The 24480-nt window shown below is 76.3% G+C and carries 5 protein-coding genes and 1 riboswitch; all 5 genes read left to right on the forward strand.

The window, feature by feature from the left end:
* Positions 1 to 13: 13 nt before the first annotated feature.
* The 5 genes from EDD29_RS11335 to EDD29_RS46820 all read left to right on the forward strand — a co-directional run bounded on the left by EDD29_RS11335 (position 14) and on the right by EDD29_RS46820 (position 24475).
* Positions 14 to 361 carry a hypothetical protein gene (locus tag EDD29_RS11335; RefSeq protein ID WP_123664356.1) on the forward strand — a complete coding sequence of 116 codons (348 nt, stop codon included), beginning with the start codon at positions 14 to 16 and terminating at the stop codon, positions 359 to 361.
* A gap of 311 nt (positions 362 to 672) precedes the next feature.
* Positions 673 to 778: riboswitch (SAM riboswitch) on the forward strand.
* 10 nt (positions 779 to 788) lie between these two features.
* On the forward strand, positions 789 to 2033 hold the full coding sequence (locus EDD29_RS11340; RefSeq protein WP_148085925.1) for a helix-turn-helix domain-containing protein: 1245 nt from the start codon (positions 789 to 791) through the stop codon (positions 2031 to 2033).
* Positions 2034 to 2137: 104 nt separating this feature from the next.
* Complete coding sequence (locus EDD29_RS11345) at positions 2138 to 11158, forward strand: type I polyketide synthase (protein ID WP_123664358.1); 9021 nt, start codon at positions 2138 to 2140, stop codon at positions 11156 to 11158.
* A gap of 23 nt (positions 11159 to 11181) precedes the next feature.
* Positions 11182 to 15918 (forward strand): type I polyketide synthase, encoded by a 4737-nt coding sequence (locus tag EDD29_RS11350; RefSeq protein WP_123664359.1) that lies wholly within the window; start codon positions 11182 to 11184, stop codon positions 15916 to 15918.
* A 1-nt stretch (position 15919) separates the two neighbouring features.
* Positions 15920 to 24475, forward strand: a complete 8556-nt coding sequence (locus tag EDD29_RS46820) for a type I polyketide synthase (protein ID WP_123664360.1) — start codon at positions 15920 to 15922, stop codon at positions 24473 to 24475.
* Positions 24476 to 24480 lie beyond the last annotated feature (5 nt).

Below are 24480 nucleotides of genomic sequence, written 5' to 3' on the forward strand. Positions count from 1 at the left end.
CGGAAGGGACTCGATGCGCATCCGACCCGTCCTGACCACGGCCGCCGCCCTCGCGGCCCTCACCACCGCCCCCGCCTCCGCCACCCCGCAGCCCCCCGCCCCGTCCGTGGTCGTCGCCATCACCTTCTGCCAGGAACCCGACTACAAGACCTGCGACCGCTACGGCGTCGACACCGGCACCGCCTACCAGGTCCCCGCCCCCTACACCAGCAAGCTCGCCTCCGCCCGCACCGAACCCGCCGGCACCACCTGCACCCTCTACAAGTACGAGAACGCCATGGGCCGCCTCGCCGAGATCACCCCCTCGGGCACCTCGACCCTGGAGGTCAAGCCCACCTCCTTCCGCTGCACCGCCCCCTGACCCCCGCCGCCGAGGGTTCTCACGAACCCTCGCGCGGCGAACAGGTTTCCGCGCACCGCTCTCTCCGGCAGCGCCTCGCCCACTCGGCCGCCCGCGCCCGGGCGGCCTCTCGGCGGACGGCGCCGGATCCGCTCGGGACCGGCCGGCACGCGGCACCGCCAACACCCGCTTGAGGAGCGCAGGGCCGCCTCGGGCGGGTGTTCGCGTACACCTCGAGACGCCGGAAGGGCGATCGGGGTCCGGCCTGGGTCGGTGGATCGTGACCAAATTCATGTATTTCCTACTTAATTAGTCTGTATTATGTGGGTGTCGGCAAGGAGTGCCAGCGTCAAGCCCCGGCTCGCTGGCCGGCAACCCTCACTGATGCGGGGTGCCCCGGGTGAAGGCCAGGTGGCGTTCGCGTCACAAGCAACGGTGAGGACGAATCGTGGGCGTGGTGAGTGCGGTCGTGGAGACGGCCGTGGACAAGGTCGGCGAAGAGACGGTGCGGGACCTCGTCTGGGCGGGGCGGCCGGACGAGGCGGAGAAGGCGCTGGCGCGCCTGGCGGACGGCGGCCGTGACCCGGACGGCAGAGTCAGGGACTGGGCGTCGGTATGGTACCCGGAGAGGATCGGGCCGCCGGTGGCACGGTCCGAACCGGGCCGGGCGACCGGATTCGATGTGCTGCGCGACCTGCTGGCGACCCGTGCGGCGGGCCCGGCGGTGCGCGAGGCCGAGGCGGTGCTCGGCAGCTGCCCGATGAGCACCGACGCGTTGACGTCCTTGGGCGGGGCGCTCGCCGCGCTGGTCTACGCCGACCGGGCGGACCTCGCGGCGCGCTGGTGCCGTCCGCTGCTGGAGCAGACCACCGCGCACTGCGACCCGGTGTGGCTCGGGCTGTTCGCGGCGATCCGCGGCGAGACCGCGCTCCGGCTGGGCGACGCCGCCGAGGCGGCGGCGTGCGTCCGGACCGCGCTGCTGCACATTCCGTGGGGCGACTGGGGCGTCGCGATCGGCATCCCGTTCGCCACGATGATCGCCGCCAAGACGACCCTGGGCATGACGGAGGACGTCATCAGATATCTCGCGGTGCCCGTTCCCGAGGCGATGTGGGAAACACCCGCGGGGCTGCATTATCTCGCGGCGCGCGGCCAATTCCACGCGGCGTCGGGAAATGCGGCGGACGCGCGCGCCGACCATCTGGAATGCGGCCGGAGAATGCGGCGGTGGGGCATCGACCTGCCGGGTCTCGCGGCCTGGCGGATCGGCGCGGGGCACGCCGCGCTCGCGCTCGGCGAGCGTGCCGAGGCGGCGTCCCTCGCCCGGGAGCAGCTCGCGCTCGTCGGCGCCGCGCCCACCCGGACGCGCGGCGCCGCACTGCGCCTGCTCGCCCTCGCGGGCGCCCCTGAGCAGCGGCAGATCCTGCTGGAGCAGGCGCACGACGTGCTCCACGAGGCGGGTGACCTACGGGAGGCGGAACGTGCCAAGGCCGATCTGCGACCCGCCGAGCCGGCCAGGACGGTGCTCAGCGAGGCCGAGGCCAAGGTCGCCGAACTCGCCGCCCGCGGGCTGTCGAACCGGCAGATCTCGACCCGGCTGTACATCACGGTGAGCACCGTGGAACAGCATCTGACCCGCATTTACCGCAAGCTCGGCGTGCGCCGCAGGAGCCAACTCGCCGCATTCCTGTGACCCCTTGGCGATAGGGGGCGCTAGGGGTTCGCGGATCTGGTGGCGGTATCCCCCGGTGGACAGAATCGATCAAGTAAGAGATCGGTCTTCCCCGGGGGGACAGCATGGCAGCAGCCTTTCCCATAGCCGTCGTCGGACTTTCGTGCCGACTGCCCGGGGCACCCGATCCGGCCGCCTTCTGGCGGCTGCTCGCGGCGGGCACCGACGCGGTGTCGGCGCGGTCGGGCGTCCCCGGCGGATACCTGGAGGGCACCGACCTGTTCGACCCCGCCTTCTTCGGGATCTCCCCGCGCGAGGCGGTCGCCGCGGACCCGCAGCAGCGGCTCCTCCTCGAGCTCGCTTGGGAGGCGCTCGAGGAGGCCCGCGTCCCGCCCGGCACGCTCGCCGGGCGGGCCGTCGGCGTCTTCGCCGCCGCGACGCACGGCGACTACGCCGCGGTGGTCCAGCGCGCCGGCGAAGCCGCCGTCACCCGGCACACCCTTCCCGGGCTGAACCGGGCGCTGCTGGCCAACCGGATCTCGCACGCCCTCGGGCTGCGCGGGCCGAGCCTGACCGTCGACGCCGCGCAGGCGTCCGGGCTCGTCGCGGTGCAGCTGGCGGTGGAGAGCCTGCGCCGGGGAGAGACGGAGGTCGCGCTGGCGGGCGGTGTCAACCTGATCCTCGCGCCCGACTCCGACCTCTCCTCCGCCCGGTTCGGCGGACTGTCGCCCGACGGCAGGTGCAAGGTGTTCGACGCGCGCGCCAACGGCTACGTGCGCGGCGAGGGCGGCGGGGTCGTGGTGCTGAAGCGCCTCGCCGACGCGGTGGCCGACGGCGATCGCGTCCACGCGGTGATCCTCGGCGCGGCGGCGGGCAACGACGGCGCGACCGACGGGCTGACCGTGCCGAGCGCCGCCGCCCAGGAGGACGTGGTGCGCCGCGCCCTCGCCGACGCGGGCCTGTCCCGGGACGACGTCCAGTATGTGGAGCTGCACGGGACCGGGACCCCGGTCGGCGACCCGATCGAGGCCGCCGCGCTCGGCGCGGCCCTGGGCGCCGGACGGAAGGCGCCGCTGCGGGTCGGGTCGGTGAAGACGAACATCGGCCACCTGGAGGGCGCCGCGGGCATCGCCGGACTGCTCAAGGTGGTGCTCGGCCTTAGGCACGGGACGATTCCGGCCACCCTTCACCATGTCTCGCCGAACCCCGCGATTCCACTCGACGCGCTGGGGCTCGAGGTGCAGACCGAGACCGGCCCCTGGCCGGAGACCGCCGACGCCGACGCCGACGCGGCGCACCGGGTCGCCGGGGTCAGCTCGTTCGGCATGGGCGGGACCAACTGCCATCTGGTGCTGGCCGGGCCGCCCGTGTCCGCCGCCTCCTCGGCGGACACGGGCGCCCCGGTCGTCTCGTGGCTGGTGACGGGCAAGGACGCGGCGGGCCTCGCCGCGCACGCCGCCCGGCTGGCCGGCGCGGTCGGGGAGCTGCCCGCCGCGACCGTCGGCAGGTCGCTCGCCGAGACCCGGGCGCACCTTCCGCACCGGGCCGTCATCGCGGGCGACCGGGCCGAGCTGCGCGCCGGGCTGCGCGCGCTCGCCGAGGGCGGCCAGGCCGCCCAGGTCGTGCGCGGCACCGCCCGTGACCGGGGCAGGACCGTCTTCGTCTTCCCCGGGCAGGGTGCGCAGTGGACCGGCATGGGCCTCGCGCTCGCCGAGGAGTCGCCCGCCTTCGCGGACGCGCTCGACGCGGCGGGCGCGGCGCTCGCCCCGCACACCGACTGGGACCTGCGCGCGGCGCTCGCCGACCCGGCCGCGCTGGAGCGGGTCGACGTGGTGCAGCCCGCGCTGTTCGCGGTGATGGTCGCGCTCGCCGCGCTGTGGCGGGCGCACGGGATCGAGCCGGACGCGGTCGTCGGGCACTCGCAGGGCGAGATCGCCGCCGCGCACGTCGCGGGCGCGCTGTCCCTGGCGGACGCGGCCAAGGTCGTGGCGCTGCGCAGCCGGGCCCTCGCGGAGATCTCCGGGACGGGCGGGATGGCCGCCGTCGAACTCCCCGCGGACCGCCTGGCACCGCTCCTCGGCGACGCCCTGGACGTCGCCGTCGTGAACGGCCCTACCGCCACGGTGGTCGCCGGAGAAGTGACCGCCCTGGAGCGCCTCCTGGAGGGCCTGCGCGCGGACGGCGTCAGAGTGCGGCGCCTGCCTGTGGACTACGCCTCCCACTCGGCCCTCGTCGAGCCGGTGCGCGACCGTCTCATCACCGAGCTCTCGGGGATCGAGGCGCACCCGTCCGAGGCGCTGTTCTATTCGACGCTGACGGGCGGGCTCTTCGACACCGCAGGGCTGGACGCCGCCTACTGGTACCGGAACCTCCGCGAGACCGTCGTGTTCGAGCGTACGGTGAGGGCCGCGGTGTCGGACGGGCACGGCCTGTTCGTCGAGGCGAGCCCGCACCCTCTGCTGACCGCGGCGACCGGGGACATCCTCGGGCCGACGGGCGGCCTGGCGTTCGGCACCCTGCACCGCGACCGTCCGGGGCTGCGGCAGTTCCTGCTCTCGCTGGGCAGGGCGCAGACTTCGGGCGCGCCCGTGCACTGGCCACAGGAGTGGGGCGGCGACCTCGCCGACCTGCCTACGTACCCCTTCCAGCGAAAGTCCTATTGGGTCGCCGGTGCGCCGCTGCCCGGGGAGTCCGCCGGGCTTCCGGTGGCGACGCCCGTCGAGGAGCCCGTGACGGAGTCCGCGATCGCGGAGGGCGTCGCGGAACTCGCCTTCGATGACGCGTTGCGGGTCGTGCTCTCCGGCGCGGCCGTCGTCCTCGGCTACGACGGTCCCGACGCGATCGACCCCGACGCGGCCTTCCGCGACCTCGGCTTCGACTCGGCCGGCGCCGTGGAACTCCGCGACAGGCTCGCCGAGACCACCGGGGTCTCCCTGCCGAGCACCCTCGTCTTCGACCATCCGACGCCCCGGGCCGTCGCCGCCCTGCTCACCGGCGCGGACACGGCCGACGAGGAGGCCGCGGGCGCGTCGGAGGACCCGATCGCGATCGTCGCGGCGGGCGGCCGCTGGCCCGGCGGCGCGGACACCCCCGAGAAGCTGTGGGCGCTGCTGCGCGATGGCCGCGACGCGATCGGCGCGTTCCCCGGCAACCGCGGCTGGGACCTCGACGCGCTCTACGCGCCGCAGAGCGAGTTCCGCCCCGGCACCACCTACGCCAGGAACGGCGGCTTCCTCTACGACGCCGACCGCTTCGACGCCGCGTTCTTCGGGATCTCCCCGCGCGAGGCCGCGGTGATGGACCCGCAGCAGCGGCTGCTGCTGGAGACCGGCTGGGAGCTGTTCGAACGGGCCGGGATCGACCCGACGTCGCTGCGCGGCAGCCGCACGGGGGTGTTCGTCGGCGCGATGGCGCAGGAGTACGGCACCCGCCTGCACGAGACCCCGCGCGGCTTCGACGGGCACGCGCTCACCGGCAGCGCCTCCAGCGTCGCGTCCGGGCGGCTCGCCTACACGCTCGGCCTCGTCGGGCCCGCCCTGACCGTCGACACGGCCTGCTCGTCGTCGCTGGTGGCGCTGCATCTCGCGGCGCAGTCGCTGCGCTCGAGGGAGTGCGACCTGGCGGTCGCCGGAGGCGTCACGGTGATGGCGACGCCCGGCATGTTCACCGAGTTCAGCAGACAGGGCGGCCTGGCCCCGGACGGCAGGTGCAAGCCGTTCGCGGCGGCCGCCGACGGCACCGCCTGGTCCGAAGGCGCGGGCCTGGTGCTGCTGGCCCGGCTGTCGGACGCGGTGCGCGACGGCCGCACGATCCTCGCGGTGCTGCGCGGCAGCGCGGTCAACCAGGACGGGGCCTCCAACGGCCTGACCGCGCCGCACGGGCCGTCCCAGGAGCGGGTGATCCGCGCGGCACTGCGCGCCGGCGGCCTCACCCCCGCCGACGTGGACGCCGTCGAGGCGCACGGGACGGGCACCCGTCTCGGCGACCCGATCGAGGCGGGAGCCCTTCAGGCGGCCTACGGGCCGGGACGGGAGCGTCCCCTGCTCGTCGGCTCGGTCAAGTCGGTCCTCGGTCACACCCAGGCCGCGGCGGGCATCACCGGCCTCATCGCGATGACCGAGGCACTGCGCGCGCACGAACTCCCCGCGACCCTCCACATCGACGCGCCCTCCCCGCACATCGACTGGTCCGGCGACCGGCTCGAACTCCTCACCGCCCCCCGGCCCTGGCCGCGCACCGACCGGCCCCGCCGCGTCGGCATCTCCTCGTTCGGCATCAGCGGCACGAACGCCCACCTCGTCATCGAGGAGCCGCCGTCCCTCCCCGGGCCGTCCGTCTCGTCGGAGAAGCCCGCTTCGGACGCTGTCGCACTGTTCGTGCCCTCGGTCCCTGGAGCGCGGGCCTCGTCGGAGTTCGGGCGGTCCGTGCGCACCGAGCCCGCGTTCTCTGAGGTGTCCGGCTCGCCGGATGGGCCCGGCGCGGAGGCGGTCGTCGCGCTGGTGCTGTCGGCGCGGACCGGGTCCGCGCTGCGGGAGCAGGCGGGACGGCTCCGGGAACGGTTCGGAGAGGGGATCGAGCCCTTCGCGGCGGGCCGTGCGCTGGCCACGACGCGCGCGGAGTTCGAGGAGCGCGCGGTGTTCGTCGGAGCGCCAGGGGAGGCCGCCGCGGCGCTCAGGGCGTTCGCCGAAGGCGGCACCGCGCCCGGACTCGTGACGGGAAGGGCCGTGCGGCAGGGCGGGACGGGGTTCCTGTTCAGCGGGCAGGGGAGCCAGCGGGTCGGGATGGGGCGCGGGCTCTACGAGACCTCGCCGGTGTTCCGGAACGCGCTGGACGAGCTCTTCGACGGGTTCGCCCCGCACCTCGACCGGTCGCTGCACGAGCTCGTCTTCGACGGGCCGGAGGAACTGCTGGAGCAGACCGCCTACACCCAGCCCGCGCTGTTCGCGATCGAGGTCGCGCTGTACCGGCTCGCCGAGGCGGCCGGACTGCGGCCGACGGTGCTGCTCGGCCACTCCATCGGCGAACTCGCCGCCGCGCACGTCGCCGGAGTGCTGAGCGCCCGCGATGTGAGCGCCCTGGTCGCGGCCCGCGGAAGGCTCCTCCAGCGGCTGCCCTCGGGCGGCGCGATGGCGGCGCTCGAGGCGAGCGAGGAGGAGATCGCGGTCCACCTCGGCGACGGGCTCGACCTCGCGGCGGTGAACGGCGCCGCGTCGGTGGTCGTGTCCGGGGACTCCGACGCCGTCTCCGCGCTCGCCCGCCGCTGGCGCGCCGACGGCCGACGGGCAAGGCCGCTGCGCGTCAGCCACGCCTTCCACTCCGCGCGCACCGAACCCGCGCTCGCGGAGTTCCGGGACGTCGCCGCGGCGCTGGACTTCAATGAACCGCGCATCCCGGTCATCTCCAATGTGACCGGGCGGATCGCCACCGGGCTGGCCGACCCCGAGTACTGGGTGCGGCACATCCGCGCCGCGGTCCGGTTCCACGACGGCGTCCGCGCCGCCCGCGACCTCGGCGTCACCGCGCTGCTGGAACTCGGCCCCGACGCCACGCTCACCGCCCTCGCGCGGGAGAGCACCGACGTCCCGGTGATCGTGCCCGCGCTGCGCAAGGACAGGCCGGAGCCCGAATCGTTCGTCACCGCCCTCGCCGAACTGCACGTCGCGGGCGTCCCGGTGGACTGGGCCGCCGTGCACGGCCCCGGCCCGCGCGCCGACCTGCCGACCTATCCGTTCCAGCGGGAGCGCTACTGGCTGACGGCCGAGCCCGCCGCGCCGGGCTCCGCGCACCGCTTCCTCGGCCCCGTCCTGGAGCTCGCCGACGGCGGCGCGGTCCGGACCGGCCGCCTGTCCACCGAGGACGAACCGTGGCTCACCGATCACCGCGTCCTCGGCGACGTCCTCCTCCCCGGCACCGCCCTGGCCGAACTCGCCCTCCAAGCGGGCGGGCCCCTCGCCGACCTGACCCTGGAGCAGCCCCTGGTCGTGCCCGAGGAGGGCGCGGTCTCCCTCCAGGTCGTCACGGGCGCGCCCGGAGCCGACGGGCTCAGGCCCGTCTCCGTGCACGCCAGGACCGGCGCCGGCCCTTGGGTCCGGCACGCCTCGGGCGCGCTCGGCACCGCGCTCGCGGCGGCCGCGCCCGTCCCGGAGGCCTGGCCCCCGGCGGGGGCCGCGGCGGTGGATCTCGCGGCGCTGTACGCGCGGCTCGCCGAGCGCGGGTACGAGTACGGGCCGGGGTTCCGGCTGCTGCGCGGGGTGTGGCGGGACGGCGCGACCGTGTACGCCGAGACGGTCCCCGTCGCCGAGGCGCAGGGGTTCGCGGTGCATCCGGCGCTGCTCGACGCGGTGCTGCACGCGGTCGTCGGGGAGGTCCTCGACGGGTCCGGCGTGCGGATCCCGTTCGCCTGGTCGGGGTTCGCCGTGCACCGGGAGGGGGCTGAGGCGCTGCGCGCCAGGATCGTGCCCGGCCGGGAAGGCGCCGTCGCGCTCGACGCCCACGACGCCGACGGGAACCCCGTCCTCACGATCGCCGACCTCGCCTTCCGGGAGACCGCGGGCGACGAGCGCCCCTACCGGCTCGACTGGACGCCCCTCGACTGGACGCCCCCGGAAGGCGACCGAGTGCCGGACGACGGGTCCTGGACGATCCTGTGGGACGGCGCGCTCCACCGGGACTGGGCCGCGGTCGCCGAGCCGCGCGGGGCCGGGCCGCTTCCCGAGTCGGCGCACACCGCGACGGTCCGGGCGCTCGGCCTCGTCCAAGGCTGGCTCGCGAACGGCGAGGGAAGGCTCGCGGTCGTCACCCGGGGCGCCGTCGCGACCCGGCACGGCTCGGACGTCCCCGGCCTCGCCGAGTCCGGCCTGTGGGGCCTGCTGCGGACCGCGCAGGCCGAGCACCCCGGGCGGATCGTCCTCGTGGACCTGGGCCCCGGCCCGATCGACCCCGTCGAGGCGGCGGCCGCCGCCGACGCGGGCGAGGAGCAGGTGGCGCTGCGCCGCGGCAGGCTGCTCGTGCCCCGGCTGGCCCGCCCCGCACGCGACGCGCTCGCCCTTCCCGACGGCCCGTGGCGGCTCGACGTCACCGCTCCCGGCAGCCTCGACGCGATCGCGGCGGTCCCCGCGCCGGAGGCGGCCCGTCCGCTCACGGGGCGGGAGGTCCGGGTGGCCGTCCGCGCGGCCGGACTGAACTTCCGCGACGTCCTCATCGGGCTCGGCATGTACCCCGGCCGCGCCAGCATCGGCGCGGAGGGCGCCGGGACCGTCCTGGAGACCGGGCCGGAGGTCACCGGGCTGAGGCAGGGCGACCGGGTCATGGGCCTCCTCCAGGGACAGCTCGGGCCCCAGGCCGTCACCGACGCGCGGCTGCTCGCCCCGATCCCGGCGGGCTGGTCGTACGCCGAGGCGGCCGCCGCGCCCGTCGCGTTCCTCACCGCCTACCACGGGCTCGTCGACCTCGGCGAGCTGAAGGCCGACGACCGGGTCCTCATCCATGCCGCGACGGGCGGGGTCGGCGGCGCGGCCGTCCAGCTCGCCCGCCACCTCGGCGCGGAGGTGTTCGCCACGGCCTCGCCCGCCAAGCAGCCGCTGCTGCTGGAGGCCGGGCTGGACGCCGCGCACGTCGGCTCCTCCCGCGACCTCGAGTTCGCCGACCGGTTCGGCGCGGTGGACGTCGTGCTGAACGCGCTCGCGCACGAGTTCACGGACGCGTCCCTCGCCCTCCTGGGGCCGGAGGGCAGGTTCGTGGAGATGGGCAAGACCGACCTGCGCGACCCCGCCGACGTCGTCCCGGTCTACCGCGCGTTCGACCTGTTCGACGTCGACCCCGACCGGATCGCCGCGCTCTTCGCCGACCTCGGCGTGCTGTTCGAGGACGGCGGCCTCCAGCCGCCGCCCGTCGAGTCCTGGGACGTGCGGCGCACGCCCGACGCGCTCCGCAGGCTCTCCCAGGCGCGGCACACCGGCAAGCTCGTCGCGACGCTCCCGCGCCGCCCCGACCCGGACGGCACCGTGCTGGTCACCGGCGGCACCGGGACGCTCGGCGCGCTGGTCGCCCGGCACCTGGTCCGCAGGCACGGACGGCGGAGCCTGCTGCTGGCCTCCCGGAGGGGCCTCGCCGCGCCCGGCGCGGCCGAACTGCGGGCCGAACTCGAAGGACTCGGCGCCGAGGTGGAGATCGTCTCCGCCGACGCCGCGGCCCCCGAGGACGTCAGGGCGCTGTTCGAAGGCCGCCGGATCGCCTCGGTCGTGCACGCGGCGGGCATCCTCGACGACGCCGCGTTCACCGAGCTGACCGACGGCCAGGTCCACGACGTCCTGCGGGCCAAGAGCGACGCCGCCTGGCGGCTCCACCTGGCCGCGGAACGGCATGACGTCGCCGAGTTCGTTCTGTTCTCCTCTGCCGTCGGCGTCCTGGGCAACCCCGGCCAAGCCGGATACGCCGCCGCCAACACCTTCCTCGACGCGCTCGCCGCCCGGCGCGCCCATCGGGGCCTGCCCGCGGTGTCGGCCGCGTGGGGCCGCTGGGAGCAGGAGAGCGCCATGACGGGCGGGCTCACCGACGCGCAGCTCCGCCGGATGGCCCGGCGCGGCCTCGCGGGCCTGCCCACCGCGCGGGCCCTGGCGCTGCTCGACCGGGTGCTCGCCGCGCCCGACCCCGCGCTGGTGCCCGCCAGGCTCGACCTCGACGGCCTGGGCGAGACGCCGCCCGTGCTGCGCGGACTCGTCAGGCCGGGCGGTGCCTCCGTCACGCCGTCCGGGCCCGCCGCCGTCGACGGGCTCGCCGACCTGCCCGAGGCCGAGCGCCTGCGGCGGCTGCTGCAGCTGGTGCGCGAGACCGCCGCGGCGGTCCTCGGGCACGCCGGCGCCGAGGCGGTCCGGCCGGACCACGGATTCCAGGAGTCGGGGTTCGACTCGCTCGCGTCGGTCGAACTGCGCACGCGGCTCGGCGCGGCCGTCGGGCTGAGGCTGCCCGCCACCTTCACCTTCGACCACCCGACCCCGGCCGAGGCCGCCGCGCACCTCGCGGAGCTGCTCGCGCCAGAACCCGCGCCCGTCCCCGCCGAAGCGGAAGCCGAGGCCGAGGCCGACCTCGCGTCGGCGACCGGGGACGAGCTGTTCCGCCTCATCGAAGAAGAGCTGCGGCTGTCGTGAGCCGTACGAACAGGGAGAACGCCATGGCGGAGGAAGAGAAGCTGCGGGACTACCTCAGGAGGGTGACCGTCGAGCTCCAGCGGACCCGCCGCAGGCTCGCCGAGGCCGAGTCCGCCGCGCACGCGGCGGCCGAGCCGATCGCCGTCGTCGGGATCGGCTGCCGCTACCCCGGCGGGGTCCGCACCCCCGACGACCTGTGGCGGCTCGTCGCCGCCGAACGCGATGTGATCGGCCCGCTGCCCGCCGACCGCGGCTGGGACCTCGACCGGCTCTACCACCCCGACCCCGACCACAGCGGCACGAGCTATGTCCGGGAAGGCGGCTTCCTGCACGATGCGGCGGGGTTCGACGCCGACTTCTTCGGGCTGTCCCCGCGTGAGGCGCTGGCCGCGGATCCGCAGCAGCGGCTGCTGCTGGAGACGGCGTGGGAGGCGGTCGAGCACGCCAGGATCGACCCTGCCTCGCTGCGCGGCAGCCGGACCGGCGTGTTCACCGGGGTCATCGCGCAGGAGTACGGGCCGAGCCTTCACCACCTGCCCGCCGAGGGGACCGACGGGTACGTGCTGACCGGCACGACCACGAGCGTCGCGTCGGGGCGGATCGCCTACACGCTCGGGTTGACCGGACCCGCCGTCACGGTCGACACCGCGTGCTCGTCCTCGCTCGTCGCCGTGCACCTGGCGGTGCGGGCGCTGCGCGCGCGCGAGTGCGACGCCGCCTTCGCGGGCGGCGCGACCGTCCTCGCCTCGCCCGGCATGTTCATCGAGTTCTCCCGGCAACGGGGCCTGGCCCCCGACGGCAGGTGCAAGCCGTTCGCGGCGGCCGCCGACGGCACCGCCTGGGGCGAGGGCGCGGGCCTGCTCCTGCTGGAGCGCCTGTCGGACGCGCGCCGGCTCGGTCACCGGGTCCTCGCGGTGGTCCGCGGCTCGGCCGTCAACCAGGACGGGCGCAGCAGCCGCCTCACCGCGCCGCACGGCCCGTCGCAGCGCGAGGTGATCCGGGCCGCGCTCGCCGCCGCCGACCTCGAACCCGACGAGATCGACGCCGTGGAGGCGCACGGCACCGGCACCGCGCTGGGCGACCCGATCGAGGCGGGCGCTCTTCTCGCCGCCTACGGAGGCGACCGGGAGCGTCCCCTCTACCTCGGCTCCTTGAAGTCGAACATCGGCCACACCCAGGCCGCCGCGGGCGTCGGCGGGATCATCAAGCTCATCGAGGCGATGCGCCACGGCGTCCTGCCGCGCACCCTCCACGTGGACGAGCCGACGCCGCACGTCGACTGGTCTTCCGGGTCCGTCAGCCTGCTCACCGAATCCCGGGCCTGGCCGGAGACCGGCGCGCCCCGCCGGGCGGCGGTCTCCTCCTTCGGCGTCAGCGGCACCAACGCGCACGTGGTCCTCGAACAGCCGGACCCCGCCGACGCGGACGTCCCCGCACAGAACTCCGGTCCCGTGACCTACGGCGCAGGTCACGGGACCGGTCCCGCGCGGCGCCCGGCCGAGGGGCTGCCCTACCTGTGGAGCCTTTCCGGGAAGGGGGAGGCGGCGCTGCGGGAGCAGGCCAGGCGGCTCGGCGAGTCCGCGGAAGGGCTGGCGCCCGGGGACGTCGCGGTGACGCTCGGGGCCGGGCGGGCCCGGCTGGAGGAGCGGGCGGTGGTGGTGGGGCGGGACGCCCCGGAACTCGCGGCGGGGGTGCGCGGGCTCGTCGAGGGGGCGGGCTCGGGCGCCGTGCTGCGGGGGAAGGCCGGGGGCGGCGGGCTGGCGTTCCTGTTCACGGGGCAGGGAAGCCAGCGGGCCGGCGCGGGGAAAGAGCTTCATGAGCGGTTCCCGGTGTTCGCCGAGGCGTTCGACGCGGCCACCGCGGCGCTCGACCGGGAGCTGGCCGGGCACGCGGCCCGGTCGGTCCGCGAGGTGTGGTTCGAGGGCGGGGCGGAGCTCGAGCAGACCCTGTACGCCCAGACCGGATTGTTCGCGCTGGAGACCGCGCTGTTCCGGCTCCTAGAGGACTGGGGGGTGCGGCCCGACTTCGTCGCCGGGCACTCGATCGGGGAGCTCACCGCGGCGCACGCCGCCGGAGTCTGGGGGCTGGACGACGCGGCGAAGCTCGTCGCGGCGCGCGCCAGGCTGATGCAGGCGCTTCCCGGGGGCGGCGCGATGGTCGCGGTGGAGGCCGCCGAGGACGAGGTGCGCGCACTGCTCGTGCCGGGCGTCGAGATCGCCGCGGTGAACGGGCCCGCGTCGGTCGTCGTCTCGGGGGACGCGGCGGCGGCCGAGGCCGTCGCCGGGGCGCTGCGGGACGCCGGGCGGCGGGTGAAGCGGCTGCGGGTCTCGCACGCCTTCCACTCGCCGCACATGGACGGGATGCTCGACGCGTTCACCGCGATCGCGGCGACCGTGCCCGCGGCCAGGCCGCGCGTCCCCGTCGTGTCCAACCTGACGGGGGAACTCGTCACCTCCTACGACGACCCTTCGGTCTGGGCGCGGCACGTGCGCGGCAGCGTCCGCTTCCACGACGGGCTGCGCACCCTCGCCGGCGCGGGCGCGACCACGTTCCTCGAACTCGGCCCCGACCCCGTGCTGACGGCCCTCGCCGCCGAGGCGGTGCCCGGCGCGGAGGCCGAGGCCGCCCTGCGCGCGGACGTCCCGGAGGCCGACACCCTCGCCGCCGTCCTCGCCCGCGCCCATCTGCACGGCGCCGACCTGGACTGGGCCGCCCTCTACCCCGGCGCCCGCAAGACGGACCTGCCCACCTACCCCTTCCAGCGCGCGCGCTACTGGCTCGCCCCCTCCTCCTCGTTCGCTCCGACTCCCCGCGACCCGCGCCGCTACACCGTCGCCTGGCGCCCCGCATCCCTCGCCCCCGCCGCCCCGTCCTCCTGGCTCCTCGTCTCAGGCGGCCACCCTTGGGCCGGACCCTTGGCCGCCGCCCTGGAACGCACCGGTGCCCACGTCACGATCACCGATTCCCTCACCCCGTCCACCACGACCCTTCGCGAGGGCAAGGGGTCCGCACCCGAGGCCGGGGAAGTCCCGGGTGCCGACTTCACCGATGGCCCTGTCCCGTACGCGGCGGCGCCTTCTGCGGATGGCGGCGGCCGGCTCGTCCGGCCCTTCGCCTCGGACGGCGCGCGGCTCTCGGGAGAGCCGGCAGGCACCCTGGGCATTTCGGGCGGAGCCGGGGGCGCGGACGCCGTCGTGTCGTTGCTGCCGCTCGGGGGGCGTGCCGGATACGTGGCGAATGTCGGGCTGTTTCAGGGACTGGACGTGCCGCTGTGGTCGGTGACGGCGGGGGCCGTCGGGGTCGGTGGCGAGGAGGTTCCGGCGCCGGAGCAGGCGCTGACGTGGGGGCTGGGCGCGGTGGCCGCCGCGGAGCATCCGGGGAGATGGGGCGGGGTGGTCGACGTGTCGCCCGAGCCGGATTGGGACGTCGTCGCCCGCGCGCTCGCCGGGGCGGGGGAGGAGCGGGAGCTCGCGGTGCGGGCGGGCGGGGTGTTCGCCCGGCGGCTCGTCGCCGCCGAGGCCGAGGCCGAGGCCGGGACCGGCGACGGGTGGAAACCGCGCGGGACCGTGCTGGTCACGGGTGGAACCGGGGCGCTCGGCGCGCGGGCCGCGCTGTGGGCGGCCCGCAACGGGGCGGCCAAGGTGGTCGTCGCGAGCAGGCGCGGGGCGGACGCCCCGGGCGCCGTCGCGCTCTCCTCCCGGATCGCCGCCGCGGGCGCCCAGCCGGTCCTGCGGGCGCTGGACGTCGCCGACCGGGACGCGCTCGCCGCGCTCCTGGCCGCGCACCCCGTCGACGCCGTCGTGCACACCGCCGCGGCCCTCGACGACGCCCTGGTCTCCGCCCTGGACCCCGCGCGGATCGACCGCGCGCTGGCGGCCAAGGCCGACGCGGCGCGGCACCTGCACGAGCTCGTGGGGGAGGTCGACGCGTTCGTCCTGTTCTCGTCGCTCGCGGGCGTCGCCGGGGTGGCCGGGCAGGGCAACTACGCGCCCGGCAACGCCTACCTCGACGCGCTCGCCCAGCACCGCCGCGCGCTGGGGCTGCCCGCCACGTCGATCGGCTGGGGCCACTGGGGCGGGGGCGGACTCGCCGACGGGGCCGCCGCCGAGGCGCTCGCCCGGCAGGGCGTCCGGGAGCTGCCGCCCGAGGAGGCGATCGGCTACCTCGGCTCGGTCGGCGCGGCGCACGTGGTCGTCGCCGAGGCCGACTGGGATCTGCTCGCCCCCGGCCTGCCGCTCACCGCGGAACTCCGCTCCGCCCCGCGCGCGGCGGAGCCCTCCGGCCTCGCCGAGGCGCTGGCCCGGCCCGGCGCCGACGCCCGACGGGTGCTGCTGGACCTCGTTCGCGCGCTCGTCGCCGAGGTGCAGGGCCGCCAAGGCGCCGCCTCGGTCGCGCCGGACACGCCGTTCAAGGACCAGGGCTTCGACTCCCTGGCCGCGGTCCGCCTGCGCGCGAGGCTCGCCGCCGAGACGGGCCTGACGCTGCCCGCCTCCCTCGTCTTCGATCACCCGACGCCCGAAGCGCTGGCCGAGCACCTGGCCGGGCTGCTCGCCCCCGACCCCGACGCCGCCCTGCTGGCCGGGATCGAGGCGCTGGAGGCGCTGCTCGACCGGGCCGGCGGCGACGGCAGGGCCGCCGCCGCACCCCTGCTGCGCGACCTCGCCGGCCGCGCCGCCCCCTCGGCCGTCGCGACGCGGCTCGCCGACGCCACCGACGACGAGCTCGTCGAGTTCATCGGATCAACCCTCGGGATCGAGTGACATGAGCGACCAGATCAGGACCCTTCTGAAGCGCGTGAGCGCCGAACTCTTCGAGACCCGCGAGCAGCTCAAGGAGGCCCGCGACGGGCGGCACGAGCCGATCGCGATCGTCGGGGCGGCCTGCCGGTTCCCCGGGGGCGTCACCTCCCCGGAAGAACTGTGGGAGCTGGTGGCCGAGGGCCGTGACGCGGTCGGCGGCTTCCCCGAGGACCGGGGCTGGAACCTCGAGAAGCTCTTCCACCCGGACCCCGCCCACTCGGGCACGTCCACGACCCGGCACGGCGCGTTCCTGTCGGACATCGCGGGATTCGACGCCGAGTTCTTCGGGATCTCTCCGCGTGAGGCGCTCGCCACGGACCCGCAGCAGCGGCTGCTCCTGGAGACGTCCTGGGAGGCGTTCGAACGGGCCAGGATCGATGTCTCCGGGCTGCGCGGAAGCCGGACGGGAGTCTTCGCGGGCGTCAACGGGCAGGACTACGCGGCCCGGCTCCCGTCCGTCCCGGCGTCGGTCGAAGGGCACCTCGCCCTCGGCACGGCCGCCAGCGTGACGTCCGGACGGCTCTCCTACTGGTACGGGTTCGAGGGTCCGGCCGTCACCGTCGACACGGCGTGCTCGTCGTCGCTGGTCGCGCTGCACCTCGCGGTGCGGTCGCTGCGCGACGGCGAGTCGGATTTCGCCTTGGTGAGCGGTTCGACCGTGATGAGTTCACCCGTGAACTTCGTGGAGTTCTCCCGGCAGCGCGGCCTTTCCCCCGACGGCAGGTGCAAGGCGTTCGCCGAAGGCGCCGACGGGACGGGCTGGGCCGAGGGCGTCGCCGTCGTGCTCGTCCAGCGGCTCTCGGACGCGCTGCGCGACGGCCGGCGGATCCTCGGCGTCGTGCGCGGCACCGCGGTCAACCAGGACGGCGCGTCCAACGGCCTCACCGCGCCGAACGGCCCCGCCCAGCGCCGCGTCATCCGCGACGCCCTGGCAGACGCCCGCCTGACGCCCGACGACATCGACGTGATCGAGGCGCACGGTACCGGCACCGCGCTCGGCGACCCGATCGAGGCGGAAGCCCTCATCGGCGCCTACGCCCCGGGTCGCGCCCGCCCGCTCTGGCTCGGCTCGGTCAAGTCGAACATCGGCCACACCCAGGCCGCCGCGGGCCTCGCGGGCCTCCTCAAGCTCCTCGGCGCCTTCGCCCACCGGACCCTGCCCGCCACCCTCCACATCACCGAGCCGACCCGCCTCATCGACTGGTCGGCCACCCCCCTGACCCTCCTCACCGCCCCCGTCCCCTGGCCCGAGACCGACGCCCCCTCGCGGGCCGCCGTCTCCGCCTTCGGCGTCAGCGGCACCAACGCCCACGTCATCCTCGAACAACCCCCCGCCGCCCTCTCCTCGAATCCCGCTGAGCCCCACCCGCGCGCTGACGGCGCAGGGGTCCGGTCCGCCTCGCGACCGCAGGAGCCGGCCAAGGAGACCCCGCGGCCCGCTCCCGGCTCGACCGGAGAAGAAGTCCGGCCCACCGACCCCTCCGGCGCGGCGCCGTCCGAAGGGCGGGTCCCCGGGTCGGGCCCTGACCGTCTTGAGGGGGCTCCGGGGCTTCCGGGCGCAGGGGAGACGTCGAGCGGAGCGTCCGACTTCGCCGAAAGGCGGGCGGTGGCGTGGCCGCTCTCGGCGCGGACGCCGGGGGCGATCGAGGCCGTCGCGGGGAGGCTCGCGAGGCGGGCCGAAGGGATCGGCGCGGCCGGGGCGAAGGACGTGGGGCTGTCGCTCGCGGTGACGCGGGCGGCACTGCCGGAGCGGGCCGTGGTGGTGGCGCCGCCCGGAGGGTTGCGGGCGGCGCTGGAAGGACTCGCCGGGGGAGATCCCGGGGTGAACGTGGTGCGGGGGAGGGCGGAAGGCGCGGGGCTGGCCTTTCTGTTCACCGGGCAGGGGAGCCAGCGCGCCGGCATGGGGCGGGACCTGCACGGGCGGTTCCCGGTGTTCGCGGCGGCGTTCGACGCGGCGGTCGGGGAACTCGACCGGAATCTCGTCGGTTTCGCGCCGCGGCCGGTGCGGGACGTCGTGTTCGAAGGCGGGCCGCTGCTGGACGAGACGCTCTACGCGCAGACCGGGCTGTTCGCGGTCGAGACGGCGCTGTACGCCCTCTTCGAGGCGTGGGGGGTGCGCCCCGGCCTGCTCGCCGGGCACTCGATCGGAGAGGTGTCGGCGGCCTACGCGGCAGGGGTCTGGACGCTGCCGGACGCCGCAAGGCTCGTCGCGGCCCGCGCGCGGTTGATGCAGGGGCTTCCACGCGGCGGCGCGATGGTCGCGGTCGAGGCCGCGGAGGAAGAGGTGGTGCCCCTTCTCGCGGGACGCGAGGGCGAGGTCGCCATCGCCGCGGTCAACGCGGCACGTTCGGTGGTGCTCTCCGGGGTCGAAGGCCCCGTTCTGGAAGTGGCCGAAAGGCTGGCCGCGGAGGGGCGGCGCACCCGGCGGCTGCGCGTCTCGCACGCGTTCCACTCGCCGCTGCTCGATCCGATGCTCGCCGAGTTCGGTGACGTGGCGGCCGACCTGTCTTACACGCTCCCGACGGTGCCCGTCTTCTCCGGCGTCACCGGGCGGGAGGCCGACGCGCTCACCGACCCCGCCTACTGGGTGCGGCAGGTCCGGGATGCGGTCCGCTTCCACGACGTGCTCGGCGGGCTCGCAAAGGCGGGCGCCGCCTCGTTCGTCGAGCTAGGGCCCGACGGCGTCCTCAGCGCGCTCGCCGCCCAGGCCGTCGAGGGCGCGGCGATCCCCGCGCTGCGCCGGGACCGGGACGAGGAGGAGACCGTGCTGCTCGCGCTCGGCCACGTGCACGCGCACGGCGGCGCGGTCGCCTGGGAGCGGCTGTTCCCGGAGGCGAAGACCGTCGACCTGCCCGTGTACCCGTTCCAGCGCCGCAGGTTCTGGCTGGAGGCCGACGCGTCCGGCGACGCCTCCGCCTTCGGGCTGGAGCCGACCGGGCACCCGCTGCTGCCCGCCGCGGGTGACCTGCCGGGACAGGACGGCACGGTGCTCACCGGCCGGATCTCCACGGCGGCCCATCCGTGGCTCGCCGACCATGTCGTGCAGGGCGCCGTCGTCGTGCCCGGTACCGCGTTCGTGGAGTTCGCGCTCCGCGCGGGCGCGGCGGCCGGGACACCGGTCGTCGCGGAGCTGGTGATCGAGGCGCCGCTGGTCCTGCCGCCCGGCGCCACCGCCGACCTGCGGGTCGTGCTCGCCGAGCCGGACGGGCACGGCGGCCGCGCGCTGACCGTGCACGCCCGGGTCGGCGCGGAGTGGACCCGGCACGCCCACGGCCGCCTCGCACCCGAGGAACCCGCGCCCGCGCCCGAGGGCGTCGCGGCTCCCGAAGGGGCGGCCCTCGCGGCGACCCCCGAGGAGATCTACGACGCGCTGGCCCGCACCGGGCTGGACTACGGGCCCGCCTTCCAGGGCGTCACCGAGGTGCGGCGCGACGGCCCCGCGCTGGTCGCGGAGGTCTCCCTCGGCGACGCGGAACGGCACTCGGCCGGGAGCTTCGGCCTCCACCCGGCGCTGCTGGACGCGGCCCTGCACCCCGCCGCGCACGCCGCCGACGTGCCGGAAGGCCACTCCCTGCTCCCGTACGCCTGGTACGGCGTCCGCCTTCACGCGCCCGGCGCGGCCGACCTGCGCGTCCGCCTCGACCCGCGCGCCGAGCACGAGTTCACGATCCGCGCGGCCTCGCCCGAGGGCGCGCCGGTCCTCACCGTCGACGCCCTGCGCGCCCGCCCCGTCCCGCTCGGCGGCCTCGCCGCGGCCCCCCGCTCCCTCTACCGCGTCACCTGGGCGAAGGCTCCCGAAGCGCCCGCCGACCCCCTGTCCGTGGACGTCCTCCCGGCCTTCCCCGACCCGGCCGACGACCCGGTCCGCGCGACCCGCGCCCTGACCGCCCAGGTCCTCGCCGCCCTCCAGGCCCACCCCGACGACGCCCCGGCCCTCGCCGTCATCACTCCCGACCCCCGCCACGACCCCGCGGCCTCCGCCGTCTGGGGCCTCGTCCGCGCCGCCCAGGCCGAACGTCCGGGCCGCTATCTCCTGGCCGCCCCGACCACCCCGAAGCCCGAACCCACGGGCTTGGAGACCTCGCCCGGCCCAGCGACCGAGTCAAGCGCATTCGTTCACGGGGATCTCGCGGCTGCGCATGGTGCCGGTCCGTCCCGAACGCCGGAGCCGGAATTCGGTCCGATCGGGCCGGGCGTGCGGTTCGGCGGGCTGCCTGAGGGTGTGCTGCGGGCGTTCGGGGCGGGGGAAACGCAGGTTCTCTTCGGCGAGGACGGGGTGGTGGTGCCCCGGCTGGAGAGGGCCGCCGCGCCCGTCGGGGAGGCCCGGGAGGTCGATCCGGAGGGGCTCGTGCTCGTCACCGGGGGGACCGGGGGCCTGGGGGCCGAGGTCGCGCGGCATCTGGTGACCGCGCGGGGGGTTCGGCGGCTGCTGCTGGCCGGGCGGCGCGGGGCGGGGGCGCCGGGGGCGCTCGCGCTGGTCGCGGAGCTCAACGGGCTGGGGGCCGAGGTCGAGGTCGTCGCGGTCGACGTGTCCGACCGGGCGGCGCTCGCGGCCGTGCTGGAAGGGCGTGAGCCGTCCGCGGTCTATCACCTGGCCGGGGTCGTCGACGACGGGGCGCTGGGGTCGCTGACCGCCGAACGGGTCGCCGGGGTGCTCGCCGCGAAGGCGGACGCGGCCTGGCACCTGCACGAGCTGACCTTGGATCGGGAGCTCGACGCGTTCGTGCTGTTCTCGTCCGTCGCGGGCGTGCTCGGGAGCGCAGGGCAGGGCGGGTACGCGGCCGCCAACGGGTTCCTCGACGGGCTCGCGGCGCTGCGGACCTCGCAAGGACTGCCCGCGCAGTCGCTGGCGTGGGGACTGTGGGAGGGGGAGTCGGGCATCACCGCCCATCTCACCGCCGCGGACCTCGCGCGGGCCGCGCGGCGCGGGGTGCGGGCGCTGCCCGTCGCCGAGGGGCTCGCGCTGCTGGACGCGGCGCGCCGCGACGGCGCGCCGCTGCTCGTCCCGGCCGCGCTCGACCTCACCGCCGAAGACCCCGGGCCGCTGCTGCGCGGGCTCGCCAGGCCGCGCAGGAGGGCCGCCGCGCCCCGCGCCGACGCCGCGGCGCCGACCGGCGAGGCGCTGCTCGACCTCGTCCGGGCGCAGGCCGCGGCCGTGCTGGGCGACCCGTCCGGCGCGGTCCCCGCCGACCGCGCCTTCACCGATCTCGGCCTCGACTCCCTGACGTCGGTGGAACTCCGCGACAGGCTCTCAGCGGCCCTCGGCCGCCGGCTTCCGGCCACGCTGACGTTCGACCATCCGACCCCGGCCGCGCTCGCCGCCGCCCTCGACGCCGAGGCCCGCCCCGTCGGGAAGGAGGCGAGGCGGGCCGCCGCGCCCGACGAACCCATCGCGATCATCGGCATGGCCTGCCGCCTGCCCGGCGGCGTCGCCTCCCCCGAGGAGCTGTGGGACCTCGTCGCCGAAGGCCGCGACGCCGTCACGGGCTTCCCCGACAACCGGGGCTGGGATCTGGAGGGCCTCTACGACCCCGACCCCGACGTCCCGGGCAAATCGACCGTCCGGCACGGCGGGTTCCTGCACGACGCGGGGGAGTTCGACGCCCCCTTCTTCGGCATCTCCCCCAGGGAGGCCCTGGCGACCGACCCCCAGCAGCGCCTCCTCCTGGAGACGTCCTGGGAGGCGTTCGAGCGCGCGGGCATCGACCCGTCCGGGCTACGCGGAAGCCGGACCGGTGTCTTCGCCGGCGTCATGTACCACGACTACACGCCCCGGATAGGCGAGGCCCCCGCGGCCCTGGAGGGATACCTCGCCAACGGGTCCGCAGGCAGCGTCGCGTCCGGCCGGATCTCCTATTCGTTCGGGTTCGAGGGCCCGGCCGTCACCGTCGACACGGCGTGCTCGTCCTCGCTCGTCGCGCTGCACCTCGCCGCGCAGTCGCTGCGCTCGGGCGAGTCCGACCTCGCGCTCGCGGGCGGCGTGGCGATCATGTCGTCGCCCGCGGTGTTCGTGGAGTTCTCCCGGCAGCGCGGTCTTTCCCCCGACGGCAGGTGCAAGGCCTACGCCGACGCCGCCGACGGCACGGGCTGGGCCGAGGGCGTCGCCGTCCTCCTGGTCGAACGCCTGTCGGACGCGGTGCGCAACGGCCACCGGGTCCTCGCGGTCGTCCGCGGCACCGCGGTGAACCAGGACGGCGCGTCCAACGGCCTCACCGCGCCGAACGGGCCCGCCCAGCAGCGCGTCATCCGCCGCGCGCTCGACGCGGCGGGCCTCGGCCCGGCCGACGTGGACGCGGTCGAGGGCCACGGCACGGGCACCAGGCTCGGCGACCCGATCGAGGCCCAGGCCGTGCTCGCGACGTACGGCGGCGAGCGCGCGCACCCGCTGCTGCTGGGGTCCCTGAAGTCGAACATCGGGCACACCCAGGCCGCCGCGGGGGCCGCCGGCGTGATCAAGATGGTCGGCGCGCTCGCCCGGGGCGTCCTGCCGAAGACCCTGCACGTGGACAGCCCGACGGGGCAGGTCGACTGGGACTCGGGCGCGGTCGAGCTGCTCACCGAGCAGCGCGCCTGGCCCGAGACCGGACGGCCGCGCCGCGCCGCGGTGTCGGCGTTCGGGGTGAGCGGCACGAACGCCCACGTCATCCTCGAGCAGGCCCCCGCGGAACCGGAGCCGGAGCCCGGCGCGGACGACCCGGGCGCGCCCTGGCCCGTCTCCGGCCGGACCCCCGCCGCACTCGCCGCCCAGGCCGCCGCCCTAAGCGCGCTAGACGGCTCGGTGAAGACGGTCGACGTGGGCGCGTCCCTGGTACGCGGCCGGTCCGCCTTCGACGAGCGCGCTGTCGTCCTCGCCGACCACCGGACGGCGCTGGCCGCGCTCGCCGAAGGCACGACCCCCGCTCAGGCGGTGCGCGGCAAGGCCGACCTTTCCGGCAAGACGGTCTTCGTCTTCCCCGGCCAGGGCCCGCAGTGGGCCGGGATGGGCGCAGAACTCCTCGACTCCTCACCGGTGTTCGCCGCGAAGATCGCCGAGGCCGCCCGCGCCCTCGCCCCGCACACCGACTTCGACCTCGAAGCGGTCCTGCGCACCGGCGACGGGCTCGACCGGGTCGAGGTCGTGCAGCCCGCGCTGTGGGCGGTGAACGTCGCGCTGGCCGACGTGTGGCGGGCGCAGGGGGTCGTCCCCGCCGCAGTCGTCGGGCACAGCCAGGGCGAGATCGCGGCCGCCGTCGTCGCCGGGGCGCTGTCCCTGGAGGACGGGGCCAGGGTCGTCGCGCTGCGCAGCCGGGCGCTCCGCGCGCTCGCCGGGACGGGCGGGATGGCCGCCCTGGAGACGACCAGGGAGGAGGCCGAGGAGCGGATCGCCGGGCGGGACGCGGCGGTCGCCGCCGTCAACGCGCCCCGCGCGACGGTGCTGGCCGGGAGCCGCGCGGACCTGGAGGCGATCGTCGCCGAGGTGACGGCCTCGGGACGCCGCGCCCGGCTCATCGACGTCGACTACGCCTCGCACTCCCCGCACGTCGCGGCGATCGAGTCCGACGTGCTGGCGGCCCTCGCCGGGGTGCGGCCCGCGCCGTCGGAGATCCCGATCCTGTCCACGGTGACGGCCGACTGGATCGACACCACGGCGCTCGACGCCTCCTACTGGTTCGCCAACCTCCGCTCCGAGGTCAGGTTCGCCGACGCCGTCCGGGTCCTGGCCGAGGCGGGGCACGACGCCTTCGTCGAGGTCAGCCCGCATCCCGTCACCGTCTCGGCGCTCCAGGAGACGCTGGAGGACGCGGGCCGCCCCGAGGCGGTCGCCGCCGGGACGCTGCGGCGCGGCGAGGGAGGCACCGGCCGCTTCCTGCGGTCGGCCGCCGAGCTGTGGGTGCGCGGCGTTCCCGTGGACTGGCGGCCCGCACTGGACGGGGGCGTAGACACCCCGCTGCCTACGTACCGGTTCCAGCGCGCGCGCTATTGGCTGGAGCAGGACCACACGGGAGGCGGGACGGTCCGCGCCGACCTGCCCGCCGAGCCCGCCCCGCAGAGCTCCCCGCACGCCTTCGCCGGGCTCGCGGGCGAGGACCTGGACGAGGCGCTCACCCGCCTCGTCCGGGCCGAATCCGCCGCCGTGCTCGGGCTCGCCGGGCCCGCCGAGGTCGAGGAGGGCCGCGCCTACCGCGACGTCGGCCTCGACTCCCTGGCCGCGGTCGACCTGCGCAACCGGCTCGGCGCCGCGACCGGCCTCCGGCTGCCCGCGACCCTCGTCTTCGACCACCCGACGCCCCGGGACATCACCGCGTTCCTCCGCGCGGAACTGGGCGGCCAAGGCGGCGGGGTCGCCTTCCCGTCGCTCGACGCCTCGGTCGCCTACCTGGAGGAGGCGTTCGCCGCCCTGGACGCCGCCGACCCCGGCCGCGCCGGACTCGTCGCGAGGCTCCGCGCCCTCCTGGACGGCGGCCGCCGCGACGCGGGCGAGGTCGACCTCGACACGGCCACCGACGACGAGCTCTTCGAGCTCATGGACAACTTGTAGGAGCA

Origin of the sequence: Actinocorallia herbida (assembly GCF_003751225.1) — a bacterium.
In the GTDB taxonomy this organism is placed as follows: Bacteria; Actinomycetota; Actinomycetes; order Streptosporangiales; family Streptosporangiaceae; genus Actinocorallia; species Actinocorallia herbida.

Bases quoted from the DNA above. Each gene is read 5' to 3' on its own strand.
- EDD29_RS11335 (WP_123664356.1), top strand. From the start codon at position 14: ATGCGCATCCGACCCGTCCTGACCACGGCCGCCGCCCTCGCGGCCCTC.
- EDD29_RS11345 (WP_123664358.1), top strand. From the start codon at position 2,138: ATGGCAGCAGCCTTTCCCATAGCCGTCGTCGGACTTTCGTGCCGACTG.
- EDD29_RS11350 (WP_123664359.1), top strand. From the start codon at position 11,182: ATGGCGGAGGAAGAGAAGCTGCGGGACTACCTCAGGAGGGTGACCGTC.
- EDD29_RS46820 (WP_123664360.1), top strand. From the start codon at position 15,920: ATGAGCGACCAGATCAGGACCCTTCTGAAGCGCGTGAGCGCCGAACTC.